Origin of the sequence: uncultured Castellaniella sp., assembly GCF_937988725.1 — a bacterium.
GTDB lineage: Bacteria > Pseudomonadota > Gammaproteobacteria > Burkholderiales > Burkholderiaceae_B > Castellaniella.
This window is the reverse complement of the sequence record NZ_CALKHS010000004.1, coordinates 39,660-63,919: the sequence shown is the minus strand read 5'-3', so window position 1 is coordinate 63,919 and position 24,260 is coordinate 39,660. Positions and strand designations below refer to the sequence as shown.

Annotated in this window: 22 protein-coding genes and 1 tRNA gene; 10 read left to right on the top strand and 13 right to left on the bottom strand. The window is 68.4% G+C overall.

The genetic code is table 11. The annotated features are described in order from the left end of the window. The first annotated feature begins 18 nt into the window (after positions 1 to 18). From Q0263_RS03805 to Q0263_RS03795, 3 genes are all read left to right on the top strand, one after another. On the top strand, positions 19 to 1,068 hold the full coding sequence (locus Q0263_RS03805) for a phosphotransferase (RefSeq protein ID WP_298013487.1): 1,050 nt from the start codon (positions 19 to 21) through the stop codon (positions 1,066 to 1,068). Beyond that, the gene (murU, locus tag Q0263_RS03800) at positions 1,068 to 1,769 is read left to right on the top strand and encodes an N-acetylmuramate alpha-1-phosphate uridylyltransferase MurU (protein ID WP_298013485.1); all 702 of its coding nucleotides are present in this window, start codon (positions 1,068 to 1,070) and stop codon (positions 1,767 to 1,769) included. Before Q0263_RS03805 ends, murU begins: the two co-directional genes overlap by 1 nt. A gap of 216 nt (positions 1,770 to 1,985) precedes the next feature. Next, complete coding sequence (locus tag Q0263_RS03795; RefSeq protein WP_298013483.1) at positions 1,986 to 2,708, top strand: hypothetical protein; 723 nt, start codon at positions 1,986 to 1,988, stop codon at positions 2,706 to 2,708. Positions 2,709 to 2,774: 66 nt separating this feature from the next. Here Q0263_RS03795 and glnQ read toward each other — a convergent pair whose 3' ends face one another. The 7 genes from glnQ to Q0263_RS03760 form a co-directional block, all read right to left on the bottom strand. Continuing rightward, a complete protein-coding gene (gene glnQ / locus Q0263_RS03790; protein ID WP_298013481.1) occupies positions 2,775 to 3,503 on the bottom strand; it encodes a glutamine ABC transporter ATP-binding protein GlnQ in 729 nt (242 codons plus the stop codon). Next, positions 3,500 to 4,339 (bottom strand): ABC transporter permease subunit, encoded by an 840-nt coding sequence (locus Q0263_RS03785; RefSeq protein WP_298013479.1) that lies wholly within the window; start codon positions 4,337 to 4,339, stop codon positions 3,500 to 3,502. The genes glnQ and Q0263_RS03785 overlap by 4 nt, the downstream gene beginning before the upstream one ends. Positions 4,340 to 4,357: 18 nt before the next feature. Beyond that, entirely contained in the window at positions 4,358 to 5,104 is a 747-nt protein-coding gene (glnH, locus tag Q0263_RS03780; RefSeq protein WP_298013477.1) for a glutamine ABC transporter substrate-binding protein GlnH, read from the bottom strand. A 176-nt stretch (positions 5,105 to 5,280) separates the two neighbouring features. Next, on the bottom strand, positions 5,281 to 6,066 hold the full coding sequence (locus Q0263_RS03775; RefSeq protein ID WP_298013475.1) for a MetQ/NlpA family ABC transporter substrate-binding protein: 786 nt from the start codon (positions 6,064 to 6,066) through the stop codon (positions 5,281 to 5,283). An 87-nt stretch (positions 6,067 to 6,153) separates the two neighbouring features. Then, positions 6,154 to 6,810, bottom strand: a complete 657-nt coding sequence (locus Q0263_RS03770; RefSeq protein ID WP_298013473.1) for a methionine ABC transporter permease — start codon at positions 6,808 to 6,810, stop codon at positions 6,154 to 6,156. Further along, positions 6,807 to 7,820: a methionine ABC transporter ATP-binding protein gene (locus Q0263_RS03765; RefSeq protein WP_298013471.1), complete on the bottom strand. Its 1,014-nt coding sequence runs from the start codon at positions 7,818 to 7,820 to the stop codon at positions 6,807 to 6,809. Before Q0263_RS03765 ends, Q0263_RS03770 begins: the two co-directional genes overlap by 4 nt. 145 nt (positions 7,821 to 7,965) lie before the next feature. After that, the gene (locus tag Q0263_RS03760) at positions 7,966 to 9,702 is read right to left on the bottom strand and encodes a sensor domain-containing diguanylate cyclase (protein ID WP_298013469.1); all 1,737 of its coding nucleotides are present in this window, start codon (positions 9,700 to 9,702) and stop codon (positions 7,966 to 7,968) included. 197 nt (positions 9,703 to 9,899) lie between these two features. Between Q0263_RS03760 and Q0263_RS03755 the strand changes: the two genes are divergently transcribed. Further along, positions 9,900 to 12,872 (top strand): MHYT domain-containing protein, encoded by a 2,973-nt coding sequence (locus Q0263_RS03755; RefSeq protein ID WP_298013467.1) that lies wholly within the window; start codon positions 9,900 to 9,902, stop codon positions 12,870 to 12,872. Further along, positions 12,869 to 13,888, top strand: coding sequence for a two-component system response regulator (locus Q0263_RS03750; RefSeq protein ID WP_298013465.1), 1,020 nt, complete (start codon positions 12,869 to 12,871; stop codon positions 13,886 to 13,888). Before Q0263_RS03755 ends, Q0263_RS03750 begins: the two co-directional genes overlap by 4 nt. Positions 13,889 to 13,925: 37 nt before the next feature. On the opposite strand, the gene Q0263_RS03745 is transcribed toward Q0263_RS03750, so the two are convergent. Next, positions 13,926 to 15,242 carry an arsenic transporter gene (locus Q0263_RS03745; RefSeq protein WP_298014195.1) on the bottom strand — a complete coding sequence of 439 codons (1,317 nt, stop codon included), beginning with the start codon at positions 15,240 to 15,242 and terminating at the stop codon, positions 13,926 to 13,928. A 96-nt stretch (positions 15,243 to 15,338) separates the two neighbouring features. On the opposite strand from Q0263_RS03745, the gene Q0263_RS03740 reads away from it, so the two are divergent. Both Q0263_RS03740 and Q0263_RS03735 read left to right on the top strand, forming a co-directional pair. Then, complete coding sequence (locus Q0263_RS03740) at positions 15,339 to 16,013, top strand: helix-turn-helix domain-containing protein (protein ID WP_298013463.1); 675 nt, start codon at positions 15,339 to 15,341, stop codon at positions 16,011 to 16,013. 118 nt (positions 16,014 to 16,131) lie between these two features. Continuing rightward, complete coding sequence (locus Q0263_RS03735; RefSeq protein ID WP_298013461.1) at positions 16,132 to 17,091, top strand: DMT family transporter; 960 nt, start codon at positions 16,132 to 16,134, stop codon at positions 17,089 to 17,091. A 45-nt stretch (positions 17,092 to 17,136) separates the two neighbouring features. On the opposite strand, the gene Q0263_RS03730 is transcribed toward Q0263_RS03735, so the two are convergent. The 3 genes from Q0263_RS03730 to Q0263_RS03720 all read right to left on the bottom strand — a co-directional run bounded on the left by Q0263_RS03730 (position 17,137) and on the right by Q0263_RS03720 (position 19,913). Then, entirely contained in the window at positions 17,137 to 17,622 is a 486-nt protein-coding gene (locus Q0263_RS03730) for a heme-binding protein (protein WP_298013459.1), read from the bottom strand. Between the two features lie 124 nt (positions 17,623 to 17,746). Next, on the bottom strand, positions 17,747 to 18,382 hold the full coding sequence (locus Q0263_RS03725; protein ID WP_298013457.1) for a response regulator: 636 nt from the start codon (positions 18,380 to 18,382) through the stop codon (positions 17,747 to 17,749). Then, positions 18,354 to 19,913: an ATP-binding protein gene (locus Q0263_RS03720; RefSeq protein ID WP_298013455.1), complete on the bottom strand. Its 1,560-nt coding sequence runs from the start codon at positions 19,911 to 19,913 to the stop codon at positions 18,354 to 18,356. The genes Q0263_RS03725 and Q0263_RS03720 overlap by 29 nt, the downstream gene beginning before the upstream one ends. Before the next feature lie 241 nt (positions 19,914 to 20,154). Here Q0263_RS03720 and Q0263_RS03715 point away from each other — a divergent pair, with 241 nt between their 5' ends. Together Q0263_RS03715 and Q0263_RS03710 are read left to right on the top strand one after the other, a co-directional pair. Continuing rightward, the gene (locus tag Q0263_RS03715; protein ID WP_298013453.1) at positions 20,155 to 20,493 is read left to right on the top strand and encodes a hypothetical protein; all 339 of its coding nucleotides are present in this window, start codon (positions 20,155 to 20,157) and stop codon (positions 20,491 to 20,493) included. 4 nt (positions 20,494 to 20,497) lie between these two features. Further along, on the top strand, positions 20,498 to 20,905 hold the full coding sequence (locus tag Q0263_RS03710) for a DUF2231 domain-containing protein (protein WP_298013451.1): 408 nt from the start codon (positions 20,498 to 20,500) through the stop codon (positions 20,903 to 20,905). Between the two features lie 312 nt (positions 20,906 to 21,217). Here Q0263_RS03710 and Q0263_RS03705 read toward each other — a convergent pair. Next, positions 21,218 to 21,293: transfer RNA gene (locus Q0263_RS03705), tRNA-Lys, on the bottom strand. A gap of 66 nt (positions 21,294 to 21,359) precedes the next feature. Here Q0263_RS03705 and Q0263_RS03700 point away from each other — a divergent pair. Next, a complete protein-coding gene (locus Q0263_RS03700; protein WP_298013449.1) occupies positions 21,360 to 22,157 on the top strand; it encodes a metallophosphoesterase in 798 nt (265 codons plus the stop codon). Here Q0263_RS03700 and Q0263_RS03695 read toward each other — a convergent pair. Then, entirely contained in the window at positions 22,143 to 24,230 is a 2,088-nt protein-coding gene (locus Q0263_RS03695) for a glycoside hydrolase family 31 protein (RefSeq protein WP_298014193.1), read from the bottom strand. The two genes, Q0263_RS03700 and Q0263_RS03695, sit on opposite strands and share 15 nt — an antisense overlap. Positions 24,231 to 24,260 lie beyond the last annotated feature (30 nt).

Below are 24,260 nucleotides of genomic sequence, written 5' to 3'. Positions count from 1 at the left end.
CATTGCCACGATTCCCTCATGACCGACACTCACACCCCGGACGCCCGCCTGGCGGCCCTGCGCCACTGGCTGGAATCCCATGCCGCCGCCCTGGAGCTGCGTCTCGACACCCTGACCCCGGCTTCGGGGGACGCCAGCTTCCGCCGCTATTTCCGCATCCAGGCGGCCGGCGGCACGCACATCGTGATGGACGCCCCGCCCCCCCACGAGGACTGCCGCCCGTTCGTGGACATCGCCCGGCGCCTGGCGGCCGCCGGCCTGCGCGTGCCGGCCATCCTGGCCCAGGACCTGGATCAGGGGTTCCTGCTGCTGACCGACCTGGGCCCGCAGACATTCTACGAGGCCATCCAGGCCGGCCGGGCCCGGGACGACGCCGACTGGCAACAGCACATGCGCGGGGCGCTGCGGGCGCTGGCGCAGCTGCAGCAATGCCCCGCCGACGGCTTGCCGGTCTACGACCAGGCCCGCCTGCGGCAGGAACTCGAGCTGTTCCCCCAGTGGTATCTGGGCACGCATCTGGGTCACGCCCCGAGCGCCGACACCCAGGCCGCGCTGGACCGCATCTTCGATCTGCTGGCCGGCCAGGCGGCCGCCCAGCCGCGGGTCTTCGTCCACCGCGACTACCATTCGCCCAATCTGATGGTGGGGCCGGGCGCGCCGGACTTCGCCCCGGGCGTCATCGATTTCCAGGACGCGCTGCTGGGGCCGATCAGCTACGACATCGCCTCGCTGGTCATGGACGCGCGCACCACCTGGGACGAGCCCCAGCAGTTGGACTGGGCCATCCGATACTGGGAATACGCGCGGGCCGCCGGGCTGCCGGTGCCCGACGACTTCGCCCTGTTCCACCAGCAGTATGAATGGATGGGGCTGCAGCGCAACCTGCGCATCCTGGGGGTGTTCGCCCGCCTGTCCCATCGCGACGGCAAACACCACTATCTGGACCACATTCCCCGGGTCCAGGGCTACGTCCGGCAGGTGGCGGGCCGCTACACGGTCTTCCGCCCGCTGCTGCGCCTGCTGGACGAGGCCGAACAGGTGCCGCTGCAAAACGGCTATTCCTTCTGATGCGGGCCATGATCCTGGCCGCGGGGCGCGGCGAACGCATGCGCCCGCTGACCGACACCCGCCCCAAACCCCTGCTGGAAGCGGGCGGCCGGCCCCTGATCGTCTGGCACCTGCGGCGCCTGGCCCAGGCGGGCTTCACCGACATCCTGATCAACCACGCCTGGCTGGGCGCGCAGATCGAAGACGCCCTGGGCGACGGCAGCCCGTGGGGGGTGCGCCTGCGCTATTCCGCCGAATCGCCCGCGCTGGAAACGGCCGGGGGCATCGCCCGCGCGCTGCCCTTCTTCCAGGACCAGCCCTTCCTGGTCGTCAACGGCGATATCTGGTGCGACTGGGATCCCGCCCAGGCCCGCGACTGGGCGAAGCGGCTGCCCGCCGACGCCCTGGCCCACCTGCTGATGGTGGACAACCCCGCCCATCACCCCGATGGCGATTTCCATCTGCGGGCCGACGGCCGGATCACGCTGCCGCAGGCCGGCGCCGCCGCGCTGACCTTTGCCGGCGTCGGCCTGTACCGCCCCGCCCTGTTCGCCGACACGCCCCCGGACCGGCCCGCCCCGCTGGCGCCGGTCCTGCGCCGGGCCATGGCGCAAGGCGCCGTCCTGGGTTCGCACCACACGGGCCGCTGGACCGACGTCGGCACCCCCGAACGCCTGCTGGCGCTGGACCGGGCCCTGCGCGGCGCGGCCGCCGCGGAGTGACCGCAGGCAGCGGCGGGCTGTTAAACTGGAGCCCGAATCGGCCTGCCCGCCGTCCCGGCCGGGCCCCAGGTCCCCGACCCCGATTCCGGCGCTTTCTGTCCAGTTCTGGCAATTCGCAACCGTCTGTAGACCACTCGGCAATGACGGCGGCAAACCGTTTATGCTAACGGACTTTGGGCGCCCCGCGCCGTGCCTTGCCGCTTCAGGAATTTCGTCATGTCTTTCGGTTCCAACCGCCCTACGTTCAAGCCCACCCCATACGGATACACCCGCCGCAGCCGCGGCATCCCGCGCTGGCTGCTGCTGCTGATCACCGGCATCGTGCTGGGCGCCGGCGGCGTCCTCTTCCTGCAGCGCAGCTACGGGCCGCAGCGCCTGACAGTGGAACAATCCGAACAGCTGCGCATGGACCTGAACACGGCCAACCTGGAAAACCAGCGCCTGACCAACGAATCCAAGGCCCTGCACCAGGACCTCAGCAAGGCCCTGGCCACGCAGAAGGACCAGAGCGCCCAGGTGGAACAGCTGCGCAAGCACGCCGCCGACATGGAAGCCGGCGTCTCCACCCTGATCGCCGCGATTCCCCCCGACCCCCGCGGCACCTCGCCCGGCATCCGCAGCGCCGACATGGTCCTGCAGGATGACGGCCTGCATTACCAGGTCCTGCTGATCCAGGAACCGCCCAAGGGCCAGACCGAAGTCCCTAATCTGCGGGGCGAGGTCAAACTGATCGGCATCGGCACCTATCCCAACGGCAACACGGCTTACGTGGGCCTGGGCACGCAGGCCCTGGACATGGGACGCTACACCGTCGTCAGCGGCCAGACCGAACTGCCCAAGGCCTATCGCCTGCATCAGGTCACGGTCCAGATCATGGCGGAAGGCTCGGACAAGGTCATCGCCACCCGCACGGTGCGGACCACGACGGCGCGCCGATAAGCGGCCGCCGCACGCGAAACGCCACGGGGGCCTGACGGCCCCCGTGATCATTCATGCGGCGGAAATTCAGGACACGTGCTGCAGGAAGTCCTTCAGGCGCTGGCTGGGCGGATTGCTGAGCAGCGCTTCGGGAACGCCGTCTTCGGCGATCTTGCCCTGATCCATGAAGATCAGCCGGCTGCCGACCTTGCGGGCGAATTCCATTTCATGCGTGACCACGATCATGGTCATGCCTTCCTCGGCCACGTCCTGCATGACGCGCAGGACCTCGTGGCGCAGTTCGGGATCCAGCGCCGATGTCGGCTCGTCGAACAGCATCAGCAGGGGCTTGATGGCCAGCGCGCGGGCGATGGCCACCCGCTGCTGCTGCCCGCCGGACAACTGGCCCGGATAATGGCCGGCGCGTTCGGCCAGGCCGACCTTGCTCAGCAAATCCTGGGCCTGCTGGCGCGCCAGGGCCTTGGGCGTGCCCCGGGTATGGATCGGGCCGAACATGACGTTTTCCAGCGCCGTCAGCTGCGGAAACAGGTTGAACTGCTGGAACACCATGCCCGCCTCGCGGCGCAGTTCCAGGATCTGGGACTTCTTGCCCAGCACGCTGTGCCCATTGACCACGATGTCGCCGCCCTGGATGGTCTCCAGCACGTTGATGCATCGCAGGAACGTGGATTTTCCCGAACCGGACGGCCCGACCACCACGACCACTTCGCCCGATTCGATGGACAGATCGATGCCGTCGAGCACGACGTTGTCGCCGAACCGCTTGGTGACGTTCTTGAATTCGACGATGCTCATACGATGCGGGTCCTGTGTTCAATGAATTTGAGCACCAGGGCGATGAAGCCGGTCATGATCAGGTAGATCACCGCGACCGCCCCCCAGATTTCCACCGCGCGGAAGTTGCCGGCGATGATCTCCTGCCCCTGGCGGGTCAGTTCGGCCACGCCGATCACGATGAACAGGGAGGAATCCTTCAGACTGATGATGCACTGATTGCCCATGGTGGGAATCATGCGCCGCAAGGCCACCGGCCCGATGATGCGGGTGAGTATCTTGTGGAACGGCAGCCCCATGGCCTGGCCGGCTTCCTGCAGGCCCTTGGGCACCGACAGCAGGCCGCCGCGCACGATTTCCGCGATGTAGGCCCCCGAGTTGATCATCAGGGTGACGGTGGCGGCGGTAAAGCCGTCGATGCGCAGATTGACCATCAGCGGCAAGGCGAAGTAGATGAACATCACCTGCACCACGATCGGGGTGCCGCGCATCACCAGGATGTAGATCTGGGCCGCCACGGACAGGACCACCGGCACCCAGGCCAGGCAGCGCCAGACCACCAGGGCCAGCACGGCCAGCCGAACGATCCACCAGACCGCGTCCGGCACCCCCGCCAGCGGCCCCTCGCCCAGCCAGGACAGCAGCCGCAGCAGGACATACAGCGCCACCAGGGCGACCGCCCCCCAGGCGATCGTCCGGCGCGTCACCGGCACCGGCACGTAGGTGACGACCACCCCGGCCAGGCCGCCGATGATCGTGCCCCCCACCAGGCCCAGCACCGTGATCTGGACGGTCATCCAGGCGCCGGCCATCAGATCGGGCCAGGCCGCCCAGATTGCAGACCATTCAAACGTCACGATCGATTCCCGGCGGGTTTAGTCGGGCTTCTTGCCGAACCAGGTCTCGTACAGTTTGTCGTAGGTGCCGTCGGCCTTCAGGTCGGCCAGGGCCTTGTTGACGACGGGCACCAGCTTGCTGTCCTTCGGGAAGGCGATGCCGTAGAAGTCGCCGCTCTTGAGGGAGCCCACGACCTTGACCTTGCCCTGGCCGGCCGTCTTGGCGTAGTACTGGACGTTGGGCGTGTCGTGCACCACGGCGTCCACGCGGCCCGTGGCCAGTTCCAGGAAGGCGTTGTCGATGTTGGGAAAGAGCTTCAGCTTGGCCGACGGCACGTTGGCCTTCATGTAGTCCACCGTGGCGGTGCCGATCTTGACGGCGACGGTCTTGTTTTCCAGGTCCTTGGCGGTCTTGATGGGGCTGTCCTTGGAGACCAGGATGGCCAGGCCGGACTCATAGTAGGGATCGGAGAAATCGATGACCTTGGCGCGGTCCGGACGGATGGTGATGCCGGCCAGGGCCGCGTCGATGTTGTGCGTCTGCAGGCCCGGGATGATGCCGTTGAAGTCCATGGGCTGCAGGCGGTATTGCAGATTGGCCTGCTTGGCGATGGCTTCCCAGAGCTGGATGTCGAACCCGGTGTATTTGCCGTCCTGTTTGAATTCGAAGGGCACGAAGGCGGTGTCGGTTGCGACGGTCAGCACCTTGTCCGCCGCTTGGGCGGTCGGCAGTGCCAGGGTAAAGGCCAGCCCCAGCAGGGCAGCTTTCAGGGATTTGGGCAACATGATCCGGGTCTCCTTGTGGGATGATTTTTCAGCGGCCAGCCGGTCGCGCCAGAGGCCCTATCTTAACTGAAAGGCCCGGGATTCCCGCCTGAAAAACGGCGGACACCCCGGGCCTTCCCGTCATTTTCGGGGAAATCCCCTAGAACTTGCAGGGGATTCCCGAATCGCGAGCGGGCTCAGAACGCCGGCACGATCGCGCCCTTGTACTGCTTCAGGATGAAGTCGCGCACCTTGTCGGATTGCAGCGCCGCCACCAGCTTGCGAACGGCCGGATCGTCCTTGCGGTCGGCGCGGGTCACCACCAGGTTCGCATAGGGGGAATCCTTGTCTTCGATGAACAGCGCGTCCTTCACCGGGTTCAGGCCGGCTTCCAGCGCATAGTTGGTGTTGATCAGGGCCACGTCCACGTCAGGCAGCACGCGCGGCAGCGTGGCGGCTTCCAGTTCGCGGAACTTCAGGTGCTTGGGATTTTCCGACACGTCGCGGGCCGTCGCCAGGATGTTGCTGGGGTCCTTCAGCTTGATCAGGCCCTGCTTCTGCAGCAGCAGCAAGGCGCGCGCGCCATTGGACGGGTCGTTGGGGATGGCCACCAGGGCGCCGTCCTTCAGGTCCTTGATGTCCTTGATCTTCTTCGAATAGGCGCCGAAGGGTTCGACGTGCACGGCGCCAACCGATACCAGCTTGGTGTCGTGTTCCTTGTTGAAGGAATCCAGGTACGGCTTGTGCTGGAAGAAGTTGACGTCGATCTGCTTGTCAGAGACCTGCAGGTTGGGCTGCACGTAGTCGGTGAAGACCTTGATGTCCAGATCCACGCCTTCCTTGGCCAGGTCGGGCTTGACGAATTCCAGCAGCTCGGCGTGCGGAACGGGAGTGGCCGCGACGGACAGCTTGACGGCATGGGCGGGGGCGGCGAAAGCCAGCGGCAAAGCCAGCGCCAGCGCCAGCACGAATTTCTTGAACATGAGTAGAACCTCCTGAGACATCACAATGAATGATCATCATCGGGGGCCTTCCGGCGCGCACGAGCGCGCCCGACGCCCCTGACGCGACTACTTCCGATTCAACCGGGCCACCCAGCGGTCGCCCAGCACCTGAAACACCTGCACCATGATGACCAGGATCACCACGGTCACGGCCATCACATCGCCCTGATAGCGCTGATAGCCATAGCGCACGGCCAGATCGCCCAGGCCGCCGCCGCCGATCACCCCGGACATGGCCGAATAGCCGACCAGCGTGATCGCCGTGACGACGACGGCGGCCAGAATGCCGGTGGTGGCTTCCGGCAGCAAGGCCCACAGCACGGTCTGGCGCGAAGTCGCGCCCATGGACCGGCAGGCTTCGCTGACCCCGGGGTCGAGCTCGCGCAAGACGTTTTCCACCAGGCGCGCGAAGAACGGCGCGGCGCTGGCCACCAGCGGCGGGATCGAACCCTGCACCCCCAGCGCCGTCCCCACCAGCAGGCGGGACATCGGGATCATGACGATCAACAGAATCAGAAAGGGCACGGACCGCAGCACGTTGACGATGAAGGCCGTGCTTTGATAAATGCCCCGATGGCTCATCATCTGCCCCGGGCTGGTCAGGAACAGCAGCACGCCCACCGGCAGGCCGATCAGCACGGTGAACAGCAGGGAAAAGCCCGTCATCAGCAGGGTGTCGATCGTGGCTTCGCCGATCATCCACCAGTCCACGTTGGCCATCATGTCCGCAATACCTCGTAGTGCACGCCGGCCCGATCCAGGGCGCCGCCCAGCGCATCCAGGTCGGCATCGGCGCCTTGCGCCGCCACGACCAGCTGGCCGTAGGGCGTGTCCTTGATGCGCCCGACCGAACCCTGCAGGATGCTGAGATCCAGGTTCAGGTCGCGGCTGAGCCGGCTGAGCAGCGGCGTGCCCGTGGCATCGCCCCGGAAGCTCAGGCGCAGCAGGCGGCCCGACAGGCCTTCGGCCATGGCCCGCCAGCCTTCGCCGCCATCCAGGCCGCTTTCCGACAGCAGAGAGCGGGTGGCGTCGTGCCGCGGATGCAGGAAGACTTCCAGCACCTGGCCGGATTCCACGATGCGCCCGGATTCGATCACCGCGACCCGGTCGCAGACGGCGCGGATCACGTCCATGCTGTGCGTGATCAGCACGATGGTCAGGCCCAGGCGCTGGTTGATGTCTCCCAGCAGGCGCAGGATGGACTGCGTGGTTTCGGGGTCCAGCGCGGACGTGGCCTCGTCGCACAGCAGCAGGCGCGGCTTGCTCGCCAGGGCGCGGGCGATGCCCACCCGCTGCTGCTGGCCGCCCGAGAGCTGGCCGGGATATTTGTGCGCCTGGTCCGCCAGGCCGACCAGCGCCAGCACTTCGCGGGCGCGCGATTCGCGGGCCGCGCGCGACATGCCCGACAGCCGCAGCGGAAAGCAGACGTTGTCCATGACCGTGCGGGCCCGCAGCAGGTTGAAGTGCTGGAACACCATGCCCACGCTGCGCCGGTATTCGCGCAGCTGCGCATCGGAATACGCGGTGATGTCGTGGCCGTCCACGCGCACCACGCCTTCTGTGGGGCGTTCCAGCAGGTTCAGCATGCGGATGAGCGTGCTTTTGCCCGCGCCGGAACGGCCGATGATGCCGAAGACCTCGCCTTCGCGGACGTTCAGATTGACATCGGCCAGCGCATGCACGGAGCGGCCGGCCGATTCAAAGGTTTTACGAATGTTCTCGAGATCGATCAAGATGCGGAGTCACTTAAAAAGCGGGATCCTGGATCAACAGGATGCGGGGATCATGCGGCGAAATCCCTCAAGCGGAGAATTTACCATGCCGATTCACAGGGTTAGCTGCGTAGCTTATAACAAAAAATTATAATATGGACGCCGATCAGCGCCGCCCTGCGGGCTTGTCCCGATACATGGCCTCATCGGCCGATTTCAGCAGAGCTTCGGCATCCTGGGCGTCGGCGGGCCAGCAGGCCGCCCCGATGGCGGCCCCCAGGCGCACGACTCGGCCTGGCGGAACGTTCGTCAGGGTTTCCAGGGGAGCGGCGATGCGGGCCCGCAGCTTGGATTTCAGGCTGTCCAGCGCCTCCGGCGACGACACCCCCATCGCCACCACGATGAATTCGTCGCCGCTGCGCCGGGCCAGCAGGTCTTCCGCCCGCAGGCAAGCCTTGATCCGGCCGGCGATCTCGATCAGCGCGCGGTCGCCATCGTCGTGTCCGAACTGATCGTTGAGCGGCTTGAATTCGTTCAGGTCGATGAACAGGACCGCGAAAGGCGACGCGCGGCGGTCGCTCGTCAGCCGCGCCAGCAGGCTGTCGAGCGCCATGCGGCTGGCGACCCCCGTCAGGCGGTCGGTGAACAGGTCCACCTGCATGGCGCTGAAGTTGCGGGCCAGATCGCCCAGCTCGTCCTGGCGCCGGGTGGCGATGGCGACGGAAGGATCGCCGGAACGGATGCGGTCGACGGCCCGAGACAGGGAAATGACCTCATGGGCGATGCGGCCGAAGATGCGGGTGCCGATCAGGATGGTGAGCAGGACGGCCAGCAGGCCGATGCCCAGGGCGATGCCGAGCTGCTGATGGATGCCGGTGAAAATCGCGTTGCGCGGAATGGCGACGACGGCCAGCCAGTCCATGCCCGCATCGTCCACCACCCGGCGGGCCGCCACGGTGATCGTGTCGCCCACGCTGTCCTGCACGATCAGGCGATATTCCCGGTTGTCGTCCAGCCGCGAATCGGGCCGGGACCCGCCCACCAGCCTGGCCATGCCCTGGTAGGCCGCCCGGACGACGGGATCGTCGCTGTTGGCCGCATTGATCCGCAGGGGCTTGCCGTCGACGCTCAGGCCCAGGTTCGCCGCGCCCGTGGCCGCGATCAGCTTGCCGTCGCGCTCCACCACGAAGGCGCGCCCCTGGTCGCCGATGTCCAGCCCGCCGATGAAGCGATTGATCTCCTGCAGCGACACGTCGGTGGCCACCACGCCCTGGAACTGGCCGTCGGCCCCCAGCACGCGCCGCGCGCGAGTCACCACCAGGTCCTGCGAGGAAAAGTCGATGTAGACCGTCGTCCAGACCTGCACGCTGGTCTGGCGGGCCAGTTGATACCAGACCCGTTCGCGCGGATCGAGCAGCCCGGGCTCCTGCCCGATCAGGCGCGGCTTGCCCTGAATCCCGTGATAGCGGTAGTACAGGCGGTGCAGTTCCGGGCGCAGCTTCAGGCGCAATTCGGCGTCCTGTTCGCCCAAGCGCTTGAGCGCGATGCTTTGACCGGCCTCGTTGCCGTAATAGACGTAATTGTTCGGGTTGGTGAACATGGACGTCGCCACCCAGAACCGGGTGCGCAGCTCGTCCAGATGCGGCGCGATGTCCGACGGCACCGGCATCCCTTCCGGAAAGGCGGCCTCCAGGACGGACGCCGAGCCATGCACGTGGAAATGCACGGCCTGCGCGATGCGCGAGGCGACGGCTCGCATGTATTGATCGGAAAACTGACCGATGTTGCGACTGGCCGCCCAATAGAACGTCCCCCCCAGCGCCGCCGCGACCAGGGCCAGCAGCAACACGTAGGGCAAGACCAGCGAAACGCGCAAGGACCGCAGATTCATCGGCTCGGACAAGATCTATTACAAATGGAATACCGAGGCAGTTTAACCGCATGCCGAGCCGCGCGCCGCCCGACCTGTCAGGCTTGCGGATGCGCGGCTTCCCGCGCCGTCTCGCGTCACGGGACCAGCCGGTACTTTAAGTTTCAACCGGATCTGCCGTAAACCGGCGATCCGCCCCACTCTCATCCCCCTCTCCTATTAGCGCCATGATGATGGATTCCTTTTTCCTGACGGCCGCCGACGGAACGAACTTCGTCCAGGGCAGCTATCAGCCCGGCCTGGTCTTCCTGTCGATCCTGGTGCCCGTCTGCCTGTCCCTGATGGCGCTGCACACGGCGCACATCGCCCTCAGCACCCAGAGCCGCTCCTACCGCCACGTCGCCATCGGCATGGGCGGCATCGCCCTGGGCGGCGGCATCTGGGCCATGCACTTCATCGGCATGCTGGCCTTCACGCTGCCGGCCCCGGTGATCTACGACAAGGCGCTGACGCTGCTGTCGCTGCTGCCGGGCTGGGCGGCATCCTGGCTGGCCCTGTACATTCTGTCCCGGCGGGCCCTGCCGCGCAGCCTGCTGGCCGTCAGCGGCCTGCTGATGGGCGCGGGCATCGGCCTGATGCACTACACCGGCATGATGGCCATGATCACGCCGCTGACCATGCGCTACGACCCGGCGCTGTTTGCGCTGTCCATCGGGGTCGCCGCGGGCCTGGCCACGCTGGCGCTGTGGATCCGTTTCGGACTGCAGCAGACCCGGCTGAACAAGCGCCTGTGCTTCGTGCTGAGCGGCATCATCATGGGGGTGGCCATCGCCGGCATGCACTACACCGGCATGGCCGCCGTGCGCTTCCTGGGCGAGTCCGGCCTGGCCGACCACACCATCCGCGTGGATGCGGCGTACGGCGCGCTGGCCCTGTCGTCCCTGACCATCACCGTCGGCGTGCTGGTGGCGGCGTTGAACGGCCTGATCCACACCCGCGAACTGTATCGCGAGATGGAACTGAGCAAATCGCGCCTGCGGGCCATCGTCGACACGGCCGTGGATGCCATCATCACCATGGACGGCCATGGCACCGTGCAGGAATTCAGCCCCTCGGCCGAACGCCTGTTCGGCTACGCCGCCGCCGAAGTCGTCGGCCGCAACGTCAACATGCTGATGCCCGAACCCTACCATTCGGAACATGACGGCTACCTGCGGCGCTACCACGCCACGGGCGAGGCGCACATCATCGGCACGGGCCGCGAGGTGATCGGCCTGCGCAAGGACGGCACACAGATGCCGGTGCGCCTGGCCGTCGGCCGGGTGGACCTGAGCGGCAACGACCGGCTCTACGTCGGCATGCTGACCGACATCAGCGACCGCCAGGCCCTGGAGGCATCCCTGCGCGACGCCGCGCAACGGGCGGAACTGGCCGCCGCGGCCAAGACCCGGTTCCTGGCCAACATGAGCCACGAGATCCGCACCCCCATGAATTCCATCATCGGCTTCGCCGAACTGCTGCAGCAGACCGACCTGACCAAGACCCAGCGCAATTATCTGAATACGATCGGCCAGTCGTCGCGCACGCTGCTGCGGCTGATCAATGACATCCTGGACACCACGAAGCTGGAACACGGCCGGATGGAACTGGAAAGCCGGGATTTTTCCCTGAAGGCCCTGGCGCACCAGATCGAATCTTCCCTGCGGCTGGGCGCCCAGTCCAAGGCGCTGAGCCTGAGCACGCACTATCCCGACACCATGCCGGAATATTTCCGGGGCGACACCCTGCGCCTGCTGCAGATCCTGACCAATCTGGTGGGCAATGCCATCAAGTTCACGGAGACCGGCGGCGTCGAACTGCATTTCGCGTACGAACACGGGACGGTGCATGCGCAGATCCGGGACACCGGGATCGGCATGAGCCCCGATCAGATCCGGGCGATCTTCGATCCCTTCACCCAGGCCGACGCCTCGATCAGCCGCCGCTTCGGCGGCACCGGCCTGGGCACGACCATCGCGCGGCAGCTGGTGCAGTCCATGGGAGGGCGTATCGAGGTCCAGAGCGCCCCGGGCCAGGGCAGCACGTTCCACATCTGGCTGCCGCTGCCGCCGGGCAAGGCGCCCGCCCAGGAATCCGCCGCCGAGGCGCCGGCCGCCCTGCCCCCGCTACGCGTGCTGATCGCCGACGACATCGACCTGAACCTGGAGCTGCTGCAACTGACGCTGCAGGCCCAGGGCCACCAGGTGACGCCGGCTCGGGACGGCCGGGAAGCCGTCGAAAAATTCATGGCTGGCGCATTCGACGTCGTGCTGATGGACGTCCACATGCCGGACACCGACGGGCTGCAGGCCACCCGGCTGATCCGGCAGCACGAGAGGCAGCACGACCTGCGCCCCACCCCCATCGTCGCCCTGACGGCCAGCGTCATGGCCCACGACCGGGAACAGGCCAGCCTGGCCGGCATGAACGGCTTCGCCGTCAAGCCGCTGGACGCGCCGCGCCTGTTCGCCGAAATCGCCCGGGTGACGACCGGCTCGCCGACGGCGGCCGCGGCGGCTGCGGAGACCGTGGCGGCCGGGACGACGGCGCCGGTCCGGCCCGACACCGCCGCCCCCGTGCCGGCGATCGACTGGGCCCGCGGCATCAAGCTCTGGGATGGTCGGGAACGCCTGGCCGAACGCATCCTGGGCTTCCTGGACCAGGCGGCCGCCCAGTACCCCTTGCCGTCCCCCGATGATCCGGCGGCCGACCCGGGCGCCCTGCATTTCAGCCTGCACGGCCTGCGGGGCGCCGCCGGCAACCTGGCGCTGTCGGCCCTGTCCCGCTGCGCCGGCGACCTGGAAGAACATGCGCGCGCCGGCCGGCCCCAGGCCGCCCAGGCCCGCATCCCCCAGCTACTGGCCCTGATGGACGCCGCCCGCCGGGAAGCCCGCGCCGCCATCGCAAGCGCCGCGCCCCAGGCGGACGCGTCCCCGCCCCAGGCGGTCCCGCCCGGGAATCTGCCGGACATCATGGCCGCCCTGCGGGCCGTGCTGGTCCGCCACGAACTGGACGACGCGGCCCTGGACGCGGTCTGCGACGGACTGAGCGCGCGGGGCCGGCACGCCCGGTCCCAGGCCCTGCGCGAGGCCATCGACAGTTTCGACTTTGATCGCGCCGGCGCCCTGCTGGGCGCCTGGCTGGACGAGGAAACGCCGGCATGAGCACATCGCCCGACACGCGCCGCACCCTGCTGCTGGTGGACGACGAATCCACGAACCTGCAGGTGCTGCGCCACACGCTGCAGGCCGATTACCGCCTGCTGTTCGCCAAGGACGGGCCCACGGCCCTGGCGCTGGTCGCCAAGGACCGGCCCGACCTGATCCTGCTGGACATCATGATGCCCGGCATGTCGGGCTACGAGGTCTGCGCCGCCCTGAAACGCGACGACGCCACCCGGCCGATCCCCATCATCTTCGTCACGGCGCTCAATGAAGCGTCGGACGAGCAGAAAGGGCTGGAACTGGGCGCCGTGGACTACATCGCCAAGCCCTTCAGTCCGCCGATCGTGCAAGCCCGCGTGCGCACGCACCTGTCCCTGGTGCGGGCCACCGAAGTGCGCGAAACCCGGCTGCAGATCATCCGCTGCCTGGGCGCGGCCGCCGAATACCGGGACAACGAAACCGGCCTGCACATCGTGCGCATCAGCCATTACGCCTGGCGCCTGGCTCGCGAGATCGGCTACAGCGACGAGGCCGCCGACGAACTGCTGCACGCCGCCCCCATGCACGACGTCGGCAAGATCGGCATCCCGGACGGCGTGCTGCTCAAGCCCGGCAAACTGGACGAGGCCGAATGGGCCATCATGCGCCAGCACCCCGTCATCGGAGCCCGCATCATCGGCGACCATCCGTCGGGCCTGCTGCGGCTGGCGGCCAGCATCGCCCTGCACCACCATGAAAAGTGGGACGGCAGCGGCTATCCCCACGGCCTGGCCGGCCTCGCCATTCCCCAGGCGGCCCGCATCGTGGCCCTGGTGGACGTATTCGACGCCCTGACCAGCATCCGCCCCTACAAGCCCGCCTGGCCCGTGGACGAGGCCATGGCCTACATCCGCCAGCAAAGCGGCCGCCATTTCGAGCCCGCGCTCGTCGAGGCCTTCGAGCGCTGCCTGCCGGACATCCTGACGTTCAAGGAGCGCTGGGCCGACGAGCCGACGACCGAACTGATCGACCCCTGAAGGCCCGCCGTCCCTCTTCACACTGCGCGCGCCGGGTTCAGGCCGCGGCGTGGAGCAGGAACAGCCATCCGTACAGGGCCGCCAGCGTCGCCAGCAGGACGGGCGGCGTGATCAGGATGCCGATCTTCATGTATTGCCCCCAGCCGATTCCGTAGCCCTTGCCCGCCAGCACATGCAGCCACAACAGGGTGGCCAGGCTGCCGATCGGGGTGAACTTCGGTCCCAGATCATTGCCGATGACGTTGGCGTAGATCATCAGTTCCCGGGTGTGGGGAGGCACGTGCGCCTGGCCGATGGCCAGCGCCCCCAGCAGGGTGGACGGCAGATTGTTCATCACGGACGCCACGGCGGCCGACAGGAATCCGGTGCCCACCGTGGCGACGAAATCCCCCTGCCGCGAGAGCCAGACGAGCGCGCGGGCGCCGCCGTCGGTCAGGCCGGCCTTGCCCAGCCCGTAGACCACCAGGTACATGCCGATGGAAAACAGCACGATCTGCCAGGGGGCGTTGCGCAGGGCCGTCGTCACCGACACCACGGCGCCATCGCCGGCCCGCCACCACCGGCCGGCGATGGCCATCAGCGACAAGGCGGCCGTGCCGGTCACGAACGAGACGGGAATGCCGAAGGGCGCGGCGATGAAATACGCCAGCAGCAGGACCGCCAGCAGGGGCGGCGCGGTCCGGAAGATCAGGGCGTCGCGGATGGCGGACCGCGGGGACTCCAGTTCATCCACCCGGTAGGACGCCGGCGCCTGGCGCCGGAACGCCAGCCACAGGACCCCCAGCGTCGCGGCCAGCGACACCAGATTCACCGGCGTCATGACGAGCGCATACCGCCCGAATCCCACGCCGAAGTAATTGGCGCTGACGATGTTGACCAGGTTGGAGATGATCAGGGGCAGGCTGGTGGTGTCGGCGACGAAGCCGGTGGCGATGATGAACGCCAGCGTGGCGCTCGGCGCGAAGCGCAACCGGGCCAGGATGGCGATGACGATGGGCGTCAGCAGCAGGGCGGCGCCGTCGTTGGCGAAAAAGGCGGCGATCACCGCCCCCAGGACGACGATCAGGGCGAACAGCCGGGGCCCGCGCCCCGCGCCCCAGCGGGCGACGTGCAGCGCCGCCCAGGAAAAGAAGCCCGCCTCGTCCAGGATCAGGGAAATGACGATCAGCGCGACGAAGGTGAAGGTGGCATCCCAGACGATGTCCCAGACCGTCGCGACGTCCGCCCACTGCACGACGCCCGACAGCAGCGCGACCAGCGCGCCGCCCAGGGCGATCCAGCCGATGCCCAGGCCGCGAGGCTGCCAGACCACCAGGACCAGGGTGACCGCGAAAATGACCAATGCCAGCATGATTTCAACGAGAGAAGAAGGCGACCGGGGACGATCGGAGAAATGAATAGTAAGCTACAAGCCATGCCAGGCCCCCGCCCTGGAACCCGCGCAACCATCATGCCGCTCACCCAACCGGTCAGTTCATTACGCCGCTACGACGGGCAAGCCCATGTCCACGTGCACGAGCACGCGCAGATCATGGTGCCGCGCGCCGGGCGCATGGAACTGGACGTCGACGGGCATGCCGCCTTCACGGACCCGTCCTGCGGCATGATCATTCCGGCCGGGGCGCGGCATGCCTACCAGGCGCAGCCCGGCACCCGCATCCTGGTCATCGACGCGCCCGAATCGGCCGGCCTGGCGCGGCTGCGCCGCTTCGCGCTCACCCCGGCCTGCCGCGCCCTGGACGAGCGCGGCGACCCCGGCCGGCAGCTCGCCCTGCTGCTGGGCCTGCCGGCCGTGCTGCCCTCGCGCCGGGGGCTGGATCTGGCCCGCCTGGACGCCGCCCTGTCCGCGACGCTGGACGAATCCTGGAACACCGCCCGCATGGCCGCGCTCTTTCATCTCAGCGCGCAGCGCTTTCACGCACGCCTGCTGGAACTGACCGGCACCACGCCCGGCGACTACCTGCGCGCGTTGCGGCTGCGGCAGGCCGGCCGCCTGCTGGCCCGGGGGGTGACCCTGGAGGCAAGCGCCGCGCGGGTCGGCTACGGCTCCGCCAGCGCCCTGGCCTACGCCCTGCGGCGCGACCTCGGCGCCACGGCCAGGGACCTGCGCCGGCCTCGTCGCTGATTTTCCCGGCTCCGGCGCGGCGCCCCGGCCGGCGCCGACAAGTCCGCGGCATTCCTCGCCCCCCATCCTCGCGCGTTTCTCGACAGTTTCCCGGCCGGCGGGCTGCCATCATGGCCTCATGAACGCACACACGACATCGCCATCCCCTTCCACGATTCCCGGCACGCCCTTGCGCGGCGCCCTGCTGGTGCTGGGGGCCGGCGTCTTCTGGGGCACCACGGGAACCGCCCAGAGCTTCTCGGACGCGGCGCTGTCCCCCTACTGGGTCGGAGCCCTGCGCCTGCTGGTGGCGTCGCTCTTCTTCCTGGCCTATGCCGGCTGGCATCTGGGGCCCGCCCGGCTGGGCCGTGAACTGTCCGACCTGTCCTGGAAACAGGCGATCTGGGCAGGCGCCTGCATGGCGGCCTACAACCTGACGTTCTTCGCGGGGGTCAAGATCACCGGCGTGGCGGTCGGCACGGCGCTGGCGCTGGGCAGCGGCCCCATCTGGGCGGGGCTGCTGCAGATCCTGTCGGGCGCGCGCCCGGGCCTGGGCTGGTGGCTGGGCACGCTGCTGGCCGTGGGCGGCGGCGTGCTGCTGGTGTTCGGCCGTGGCGGCGACGTCCAGGCGGATCCGCTGGGCATCGCCCTATGCCTGGCCTCCGGCCTGAGCTACGCCCTGTACGCGCTGCTCAACAAGCAGCTGGTCCACCGGTCGACGCCCGCCGTCACGACGCTGGGCGTGTTCTCGATAGGCGCGATCCTGGCGCTGCCGGCCGCCGGGCTGCAGGCCGGACCGCTGCAGATCACCGCCTCGGGCTGGCTGGTGGTCGGCTTCCTGGGGGTGGCCGCCACGGGCGTCGCCTACCTGCTGTTCACCACGGGCCTGCGCCACATCAGCGCGGCCAGCGGCGTGTCGCTGGCGTTGATGGAGCCCGTCACCGCCTTCCTGCTGGCCATTCTGGTGGTGGGCGAACGGCCCGGCGCCCCGGCCTACGCCGGCCTGGCGGCCCTGCTGGCCGGGCTGGCCATCGTCATCCGGGCGGAAACGCGCAATCCGGAAGGCCGGCCGGACGCGCAAAGCCCGGCCAGCCTCTGAAGAAGCTGGCCGGGCCGGCTGAAAATCCGGATATCCGGATCAGAATTACAGCGTGGCGCCGATGGCCTTCAGACCTTCGGTCGCGCAGGCGGCATCGATATCGCCCGAGGGAGCGCCGCCGACGCCGATGCCGGCCACCAGGGCCTTCTCGAACTTGACGGGCAGGCCGCCGGCCTGGATCACCATGCGGGGATCCATGTCGCGCAGGCCTTCGTTGGCCGGCTTGGAGGCGATGAAGTCGGCCAGACCCGCCGTGTCGCGACCCATGGCGGCCGAGGTGAAGGCCTTGCCCGTGGCGCTGCTGACCGTGTGCGGGCCCGAACGATCGGCCTTCAGCACGACCTGGGTCGAACCGTCGCGGCCGACCACGACGGCGCTGACGTTGAAGCCCTTGGCGGCGCAGGTCTTGACCGCGACGTCGGCGGCCTTGACCGCCAGGTCCATGGGCAGGTAGGGTTGCGTCGGCAGGTCCTTGGCGGACACGGCGAACGGGGACAGCAGGGCGGCAGCGATGGCCAACGAACGGATCATGTGATTTCTCCAGGGGGTGAAGTAGTGGGAGAGATATTAGAACCGCCGCTGCTCCGGCGAAATTCGTAGGCCTGGCGCGAATCTCCGTAGATCTACGGAGATTCGCGCCGGAACCGGGCGTCGCTCAGGCGTCCCGCCGGGGCTCCGCGGCGGGCAGCAGGCCCTGCCCTTCCAGCCAGAGGCGCGTCATTTCGACTTGCGAGGTCGTGCCCAGCTTGGCGCCGATCGCCGCGCGATGACTTTCCACGGTGCGCGCGGACACGCCCAGTCCGTCGGCGATCTCGCGGCTGGTATAGCCGGCCGCGACACGGTCCAGGATCTGCCGTTCGCGCGGCGTCAGCGCCTGCAGCAGCGCCCGCAGTTCCGACAGTTCGGCCTGGCGGCGCAGGCGCGCCGTCAGGATGTCCTGCGCCTTCTGGATGGCGTCGATCAGATCCTGCTCATCGATCGGCTTGGACAGGTAGTCGACGGCGCCCTGGCGAAAGGCCTTCCTGCAGGCCTCGATGTCGCCATGGCCGGACATGATGATCACCGGCCAGTCCAGGCCATCGTCGACCAGTTGCTGCTGCAGCTTCAGCCCGGACACCTGCGGCATGCGGATATCCAGCACCAGGCAGCCGGGCGCCAGGCGCCCGCGCTGCGCCAGGAAACGCTGCGGATCCGCGAAGCCCTGCGCTTCGATGCCGACCGTGGACAGCAGCAGCATCAGCGCCTGGCGCACGGCGTCGTCATCATCCACCAGATAGACGGGATGAGCCATCTTCATCTCCCTTGGCGCGCCTCGGAAACGGGCAGGCGGGCCACTCGACGCGGAAACAGGCCCCGGCGGCGGCTCCTTCATCGACCAGCGTGATCTCGCCGTCCACCCCTTCGACCAGGCGCCGGCACAGGGCCAGGCCCAGGCCGGTGCCGCCCTCGCGGCCCGTGACGAAGGGCGAGAACAGCTGCGCCCGCAAGCCCTCCGGCACGCCCGGCCCGTTGTCCCGGATCAGCAGGGTGACCCGGTCGCCCACCCGGGACAGCGTCACGTCGATCCTGGGCTCGCCGTCCGGGACGCCGACGGCATCCAGCGAATTGCGCAGCAGGTTGAAGACCACCTGTTCCATCTGGACCGCATCGGCGCGAATGCCGACGGGGATGTCGGGCGCCTGGATCCGCAACTGCACTCCCCGCGAGGCCAGCTCCGACGCCAGCAGGGTATGGACATGATCCAGCACGCGGCGCACGTCCACCACGGCGGGCGGCTGGTTCTGGGGGCGCGACCAGTGGCGGAAGCGTTCGAGCAGGGCGGCGCCCCGCTTGGCCTGGACCACCACGTCGTCCAGCGCCTGCGTCGCCCGGGACGCATCGCCCTGCGCCACCAGCCTGCGGCTGGCCTGCGCAAGCGCCAGGATCGAAGTCAGCGGCTGCGTCAGTTCGTGCGCCAGGCCGCTGGCCATTTCGCCCATGGCATTGACCCGGTGCGCATGGGCCAGCCGTGAATCCAGGGCGCTGACCCGGACCTGCTCGAGCGCGGCCCGCGTGCGGGCATGGCTCTGCCGGATCAGCACGATCGCGCCATAGATCATGCTGACCAGCAAGGCCGCCAGGGCCAGGACCGCGGGATCCAGCAAGGCGGCGGGCTGTATCCGCAGCGCCGTGTCCAGGACGAGCGGCTGCGAGCCGCTGCTCAGCGGCTGGGCGAAATGCAGGCTCAGCCAGCCGCCTTCCGGGCCGCCCACCGCGTCTTCGCCGGGCAGCATCAGGCGTTTCGAAGCCTGATCCTGTTCCCAGTAGCCGTCGCCGTCCTGGATCAGTTCCGCCATGTTGATGCCCAGGGCCAGCCCGTACCGGGCATCCGGGGAATTGGGGCTGCGCTTGACCAGCAGATAGCTGCCGGGCCGCCCGGGATAGGGCAGCAGCGCCAGTTGCTGGTCCACCGTGGCCAGGGCGGCCCGGCGCACGGCCGTCCAGGCCGCCCGGTCCGGCGGCCCGATGCCGATCGTCGCGGCGGGATCGGACAGGGGGACCAGCCAGATCTCCAGGATCCGCGGGTAATAGCGATGCACGGTCTGGGCGACCTCCAGGAACAGGCGGTGGCCCGGATCGTCCGGCGCCAGCGCGACGGCGGACAAGGCCGTCAGGTGCGCATCATGCTGGCCCACGAGCTGGGAGGCCTGCCGCAGCAGGACCATGTTTTCCTGTTCGAAGCGCTGTCTCAGAAGCTGCCACTGCCAGAACGCCACGGCGACCGCCGTCAGCGCCATCAGCAGGCACCAGACGCACAGCAGGACCGCGCCGCGCCGCTTCATCGGCGGCTCCGGGGGCGGCCGCGCGCCGCGCCGCCCAGGCGCGGCCCGCACAAATGATCTTTCAGTGCCATGGAATCCTCTCCGGCTGCATGCCGGCGCATCCCGATTCTACAAGGCGCCCCCTTGGATGGCGATAGCGGGCGGCCGACATGAAACGGATGCGGGCGATCCCGCATCTATTGGTCGAGGCCGGAGGAACACACGTCGCACCCGGCCACGATTCCATCAGGAGAATACTCAAATGCTGACCGCAACCCTACTGGTCTTTGCCATCGCCGCCGTGGGCGGCCTGATTCTTGCCGCCCATGTCCTGCGCGACAAGTTCGCGCCCTGGGCCCTGTCCGTGCTGCACGCGCTGCTGGGCGCCGTCGGCCTGATCCTGCTGATCACCATGCTGGTGCAGGGCAATGCCGTCCAGCAGGTGCTGATCGGCTTCATCCTGCTCCTGATCGCCGCGCTGGGCGGGTTCTTCCTGGCGTCCTTCCACCTGCGCAAGCGCCTGCCGCCCAAGGCGGTCGTGATCCTGCACGCGGCGCTGGCCGTCATCGGCTTTCTGACCCTGCTGAGCATCGTCCTGTAACGCCATGCGCCATCCCCTTCATCCGGCGCTGGTGCACTTCCCCATCGCCTGCTGGTCGCTCGCCACCCTGAGCGACTTCGCCGGCCTGTGGTTCGGCGAACACGCCTGGCAATGGTCCGCCGGGCTGCTGGCGGTCGGCTGTCTCATGGCGCTGGCCGCCATGACGGCCGGACTCATGGAGCTGGCCCGGGTCCCCGACGGGCCCGCGCTGCGGGATACCTACTGGCACATGGGCATCATGCTGAGCGCCTTCGCGCTCTTCACCGCCCGGCTGCTGATCGGCCAGGATCACCTGCGGCCGCTGCCCCCGGACACCCTGATGCTGGCGCTCGACGCGCTCGGCTTCGCCGCGCTGGCGATCGGCGGCTGGCTGGGCGGCCGGCTGGTATACGGCCACGGCATCGGCCGCTGACGGCATCGGCAGCTGCTGACCGGGCGAGACGCCCGCCCGGCGGGCCGCGCAGAAATACACGACAAGCGGCCCGACGGACAGGGCGGCGGCCCGAAGCCGCCTTCGTCGCCCCGGGAATTCCCCGATCGGAATGCGGGGAAATCCATATTCACACGCCTTGATTCTGGACGCAGAATGTCCATGAGCACTGCTTGCTGCTTCAAGCGGGCTTGCGGAAAGTAGAGCGCGGGAACGACCGAATCAATCGCGGGCCGGGCGGCCCGTTCGGCGCAATGATGAATGCGCGGCGATGCACGAATTCAAGGAGGGAGTTGGTGGGTCGTGCGCGGCTCGAACGCGCGACCAACGGATTAAAAGTCCGGTGCTCTACCGACTGAGCTAACGACCCAACGAAGCATTAAATTTTGACATCATATGAAAAGCCCGTCAAGCGGCCTAAAAAGGACCGATCTTCATGTCAGAGTCCCATGATCTCGCAGCGCTGCGGCTGCACATCGTATCCGACCTGCACCTCAGCATGCAGGGCCTGGCCCTGCCCGACCTCCAGGCCGACGTGACCATCCTGGCGGGCGACATCGCCCGCCCGCAGGCGGCCATGGAATGGGCGGCGCGGATCCCGCGGCCGGTGCTGTACGTGCCGGGCAACCACGAATTCTATGGCGGGGACATCCCGGGAATACGGGAACAGCTGGCGCAGACCGCATCCCGGTACGGCATCGAACTGCTGGACCAGGGGGCCGCGGTCATCAACGGGGTGCGATTCCTGGGGGCCACGCTGTGGACGGATTTCGAACTGTTCGGCACCGACCAGCGCGACCATGCCATGGAACAGACCGGGCAATTCATGCGGGACTTCCAGGTCATCCGCAACGGCGACGGCTCGCGCTTCACGCCGCAGGATGCGGCGGCCCTGTTCCGGCAGCAATACGACTGGCTGGACACGATGCTGGACGAACCTTTCGACGGGCCGACCGTCGTCATCACGCACCACGCGCCCAGCCTGCGCAGCGTCCACCCGCGCTTCGAGGATTCCCTGATCAGCGCGGGCTTCGTGTCCGACTGCACGGGGCTGATGGGCCGCGCCTGCCTGTGGGTGCACGGCCATACGCACGACAGCTTCGATTACGTCGTGCGCGGCACGCGGGTCCTGTGCAACCCCCGGGGCTACTGCCGCGACGGGATCAACGAGAACCCGGCATTCAACCCCGCCCTGCGCGTCGAAGTGCCGGTCACCGAATCATCGCGCCCGTGAGATCCGCACTTCCGCCCCGCGCCGCTTGACCTCCAGCCCTTCGGACGGCAGGATCTTCAGGCCTTCCAGCCCCTTGATGTAGCTGGACCCCTGCATCTGCATCACGCGGATCTTGTTGCGCATGACGACCGGATTGTGTTCCGGCATGCCGAACATCCAGACTTCTTCCAGGATGCGGGCGGAATTGATCTCGCCGGTGTGCTGGGCCGCCGGCCCCAGGCACAGCATATGCCCTTCCCGGCCGAACACCGGCAGGGCATCCAGCCCGGCGCTCAGGCTCCAGCGGGTGCCGCCTTCGTAGCGCCAGCCCGTGCTCAGGTCCCACCAGGCATCGCCCTTGGGCAGGTAGACCTCGGTCGTTCCCCCCGGCTGCATGACGGGCGCGACCAGCAGCGCCGGCCCCAGCAGATACTGGGTATCCCAGGCATGCGCATCCGGATCGTCCGGATAGGCCTGCACCATGGACCGCTGCACCGGCAGGCCGGTGCGCACGGCGTCGTCGATGATGCCGGCCACGTACGGCAGCAGGCGATAGCGCCACTGCAGCCAATGTTTGACGACGGCGCGGGTGTCCGCGTCGAATGCGTCCGGCATCAGGCCGGGCAGGCCCTGGAAGCTGAAATTGGCGGAAAACACGCACATCGCCAGCCAGCGCAGATAGAGTTCCGGAGACATGTCCCCGACCGCATGCGATGCGCTGCCCAGCCCGTGAGTCTGCACGGCCACCCCGCTGTTGCCGACCGACAGCGCGGCGCGCAGGGTGCGCGCATAGCCTTCCCAGGTATTGTCCACGTCCGGGCCCTGCTGCCAGGCGAACCGCTGCACGCCCGGAAACAGGTCGCGGCTGAGCATGACGCCTTCCTGAGGCGTGCGCGGCCCGGCCACGGCGTCGAACAGGGCGCGCCGCGCCAGGTGCGGATAGGCGGTGCGCAGCACGGCGCCCGTTTCGCCGCCCCGGGCCTCGACATCCGCCGGGAAGTCGAACTGCGCCTGGCAGACGGGTGCATCCAGGCCGTCTTCCAGCGCCTGCTGATGGCGTTCGGTCCAGAGCCGGGCGGCGTCCTTGTGCGTCAGGTCCAGCAGCCCGAAAGGCCGGCCGCCCGAGGCCGGCGTGCCGGGACATACCCAGGCCGCCCCATTTTCGTCGCACAGCAGCCAGCCCCGGTCTTCCCATTCCTCGAACAGGGCGGTGCCCCGCAGGACGCCCGGGATGGCGCTGCCGGCCAGGTGGATGTCCAGGGATCCGGCGGCCGCGGCCAGGGCGCGCCAGTCGGGCACGCGGTCGGACCATTCGAAGACCGGCTTGTCCGCCTGGAAGCCGACGATGGCGGGGTCGGCCAGCCGCAGGACGTCCAGCGCCAGGCCTTGCGAACGCAGGCTGCGGATCTGCTGCAGGCTGTCGTCGGGCGTCTGCCCGGCGGCCTGGTCCAGCCAGACGCCCATGGGCCAGAGATTCGGCTGGCCGGCGCGCCCGGTCAGGGCCGTATATTGATTGAGAATTTCGGACGGCTCGCCGACGAACAGGAAGATGTCCAGCCCCGCCCCGCGCACCTGCATCCGGTAGCTGCCGGGCGTGCGCATATCGTGTTCGACACGGTCCAGCGTATTGGCCGCCACCCCCCAGCCGCCCGGCGTCCAGGCCAGTGGCAGGCACCGGTCGGCGAGCCGATCCGACACCAGCAGGCTGCCGCGCCGGTCGGGATCGCCCTGGGTTTCGCCCAGGCCGAACAGGCCTTCGGTGTCGCCCAGGGACCAGTCGATCGACCAGAGGCGCGCGCCGTCGTCTTCCGCGGCGGGCTGGAAAGACACCCGGGCATGCGCCACGCGCAGGTCCTGGCGCAGCAGCTGAAGAGAGGGTTCGGAACCGCCGATCCGCAGGCAGGCATCCCCCTGCGTCAGGCGCCAGACCCCGGGTTCGGGAGACTGGCAGTCGAATTCGCCGACGGCCTCGTGGCGAGCCAGCAGCATATCGGCCTGGCGCTGAGCGCGGGCCGTCGGTTTCCCGGGTTCCAGCCAGGCGCGCGGGCCGCAGCGCAGGCGAAAGACGCCGGGCGCGTGGGCTTCGATGCGCAAGCACCATTCATCAGAACGGTAGGCCCATTC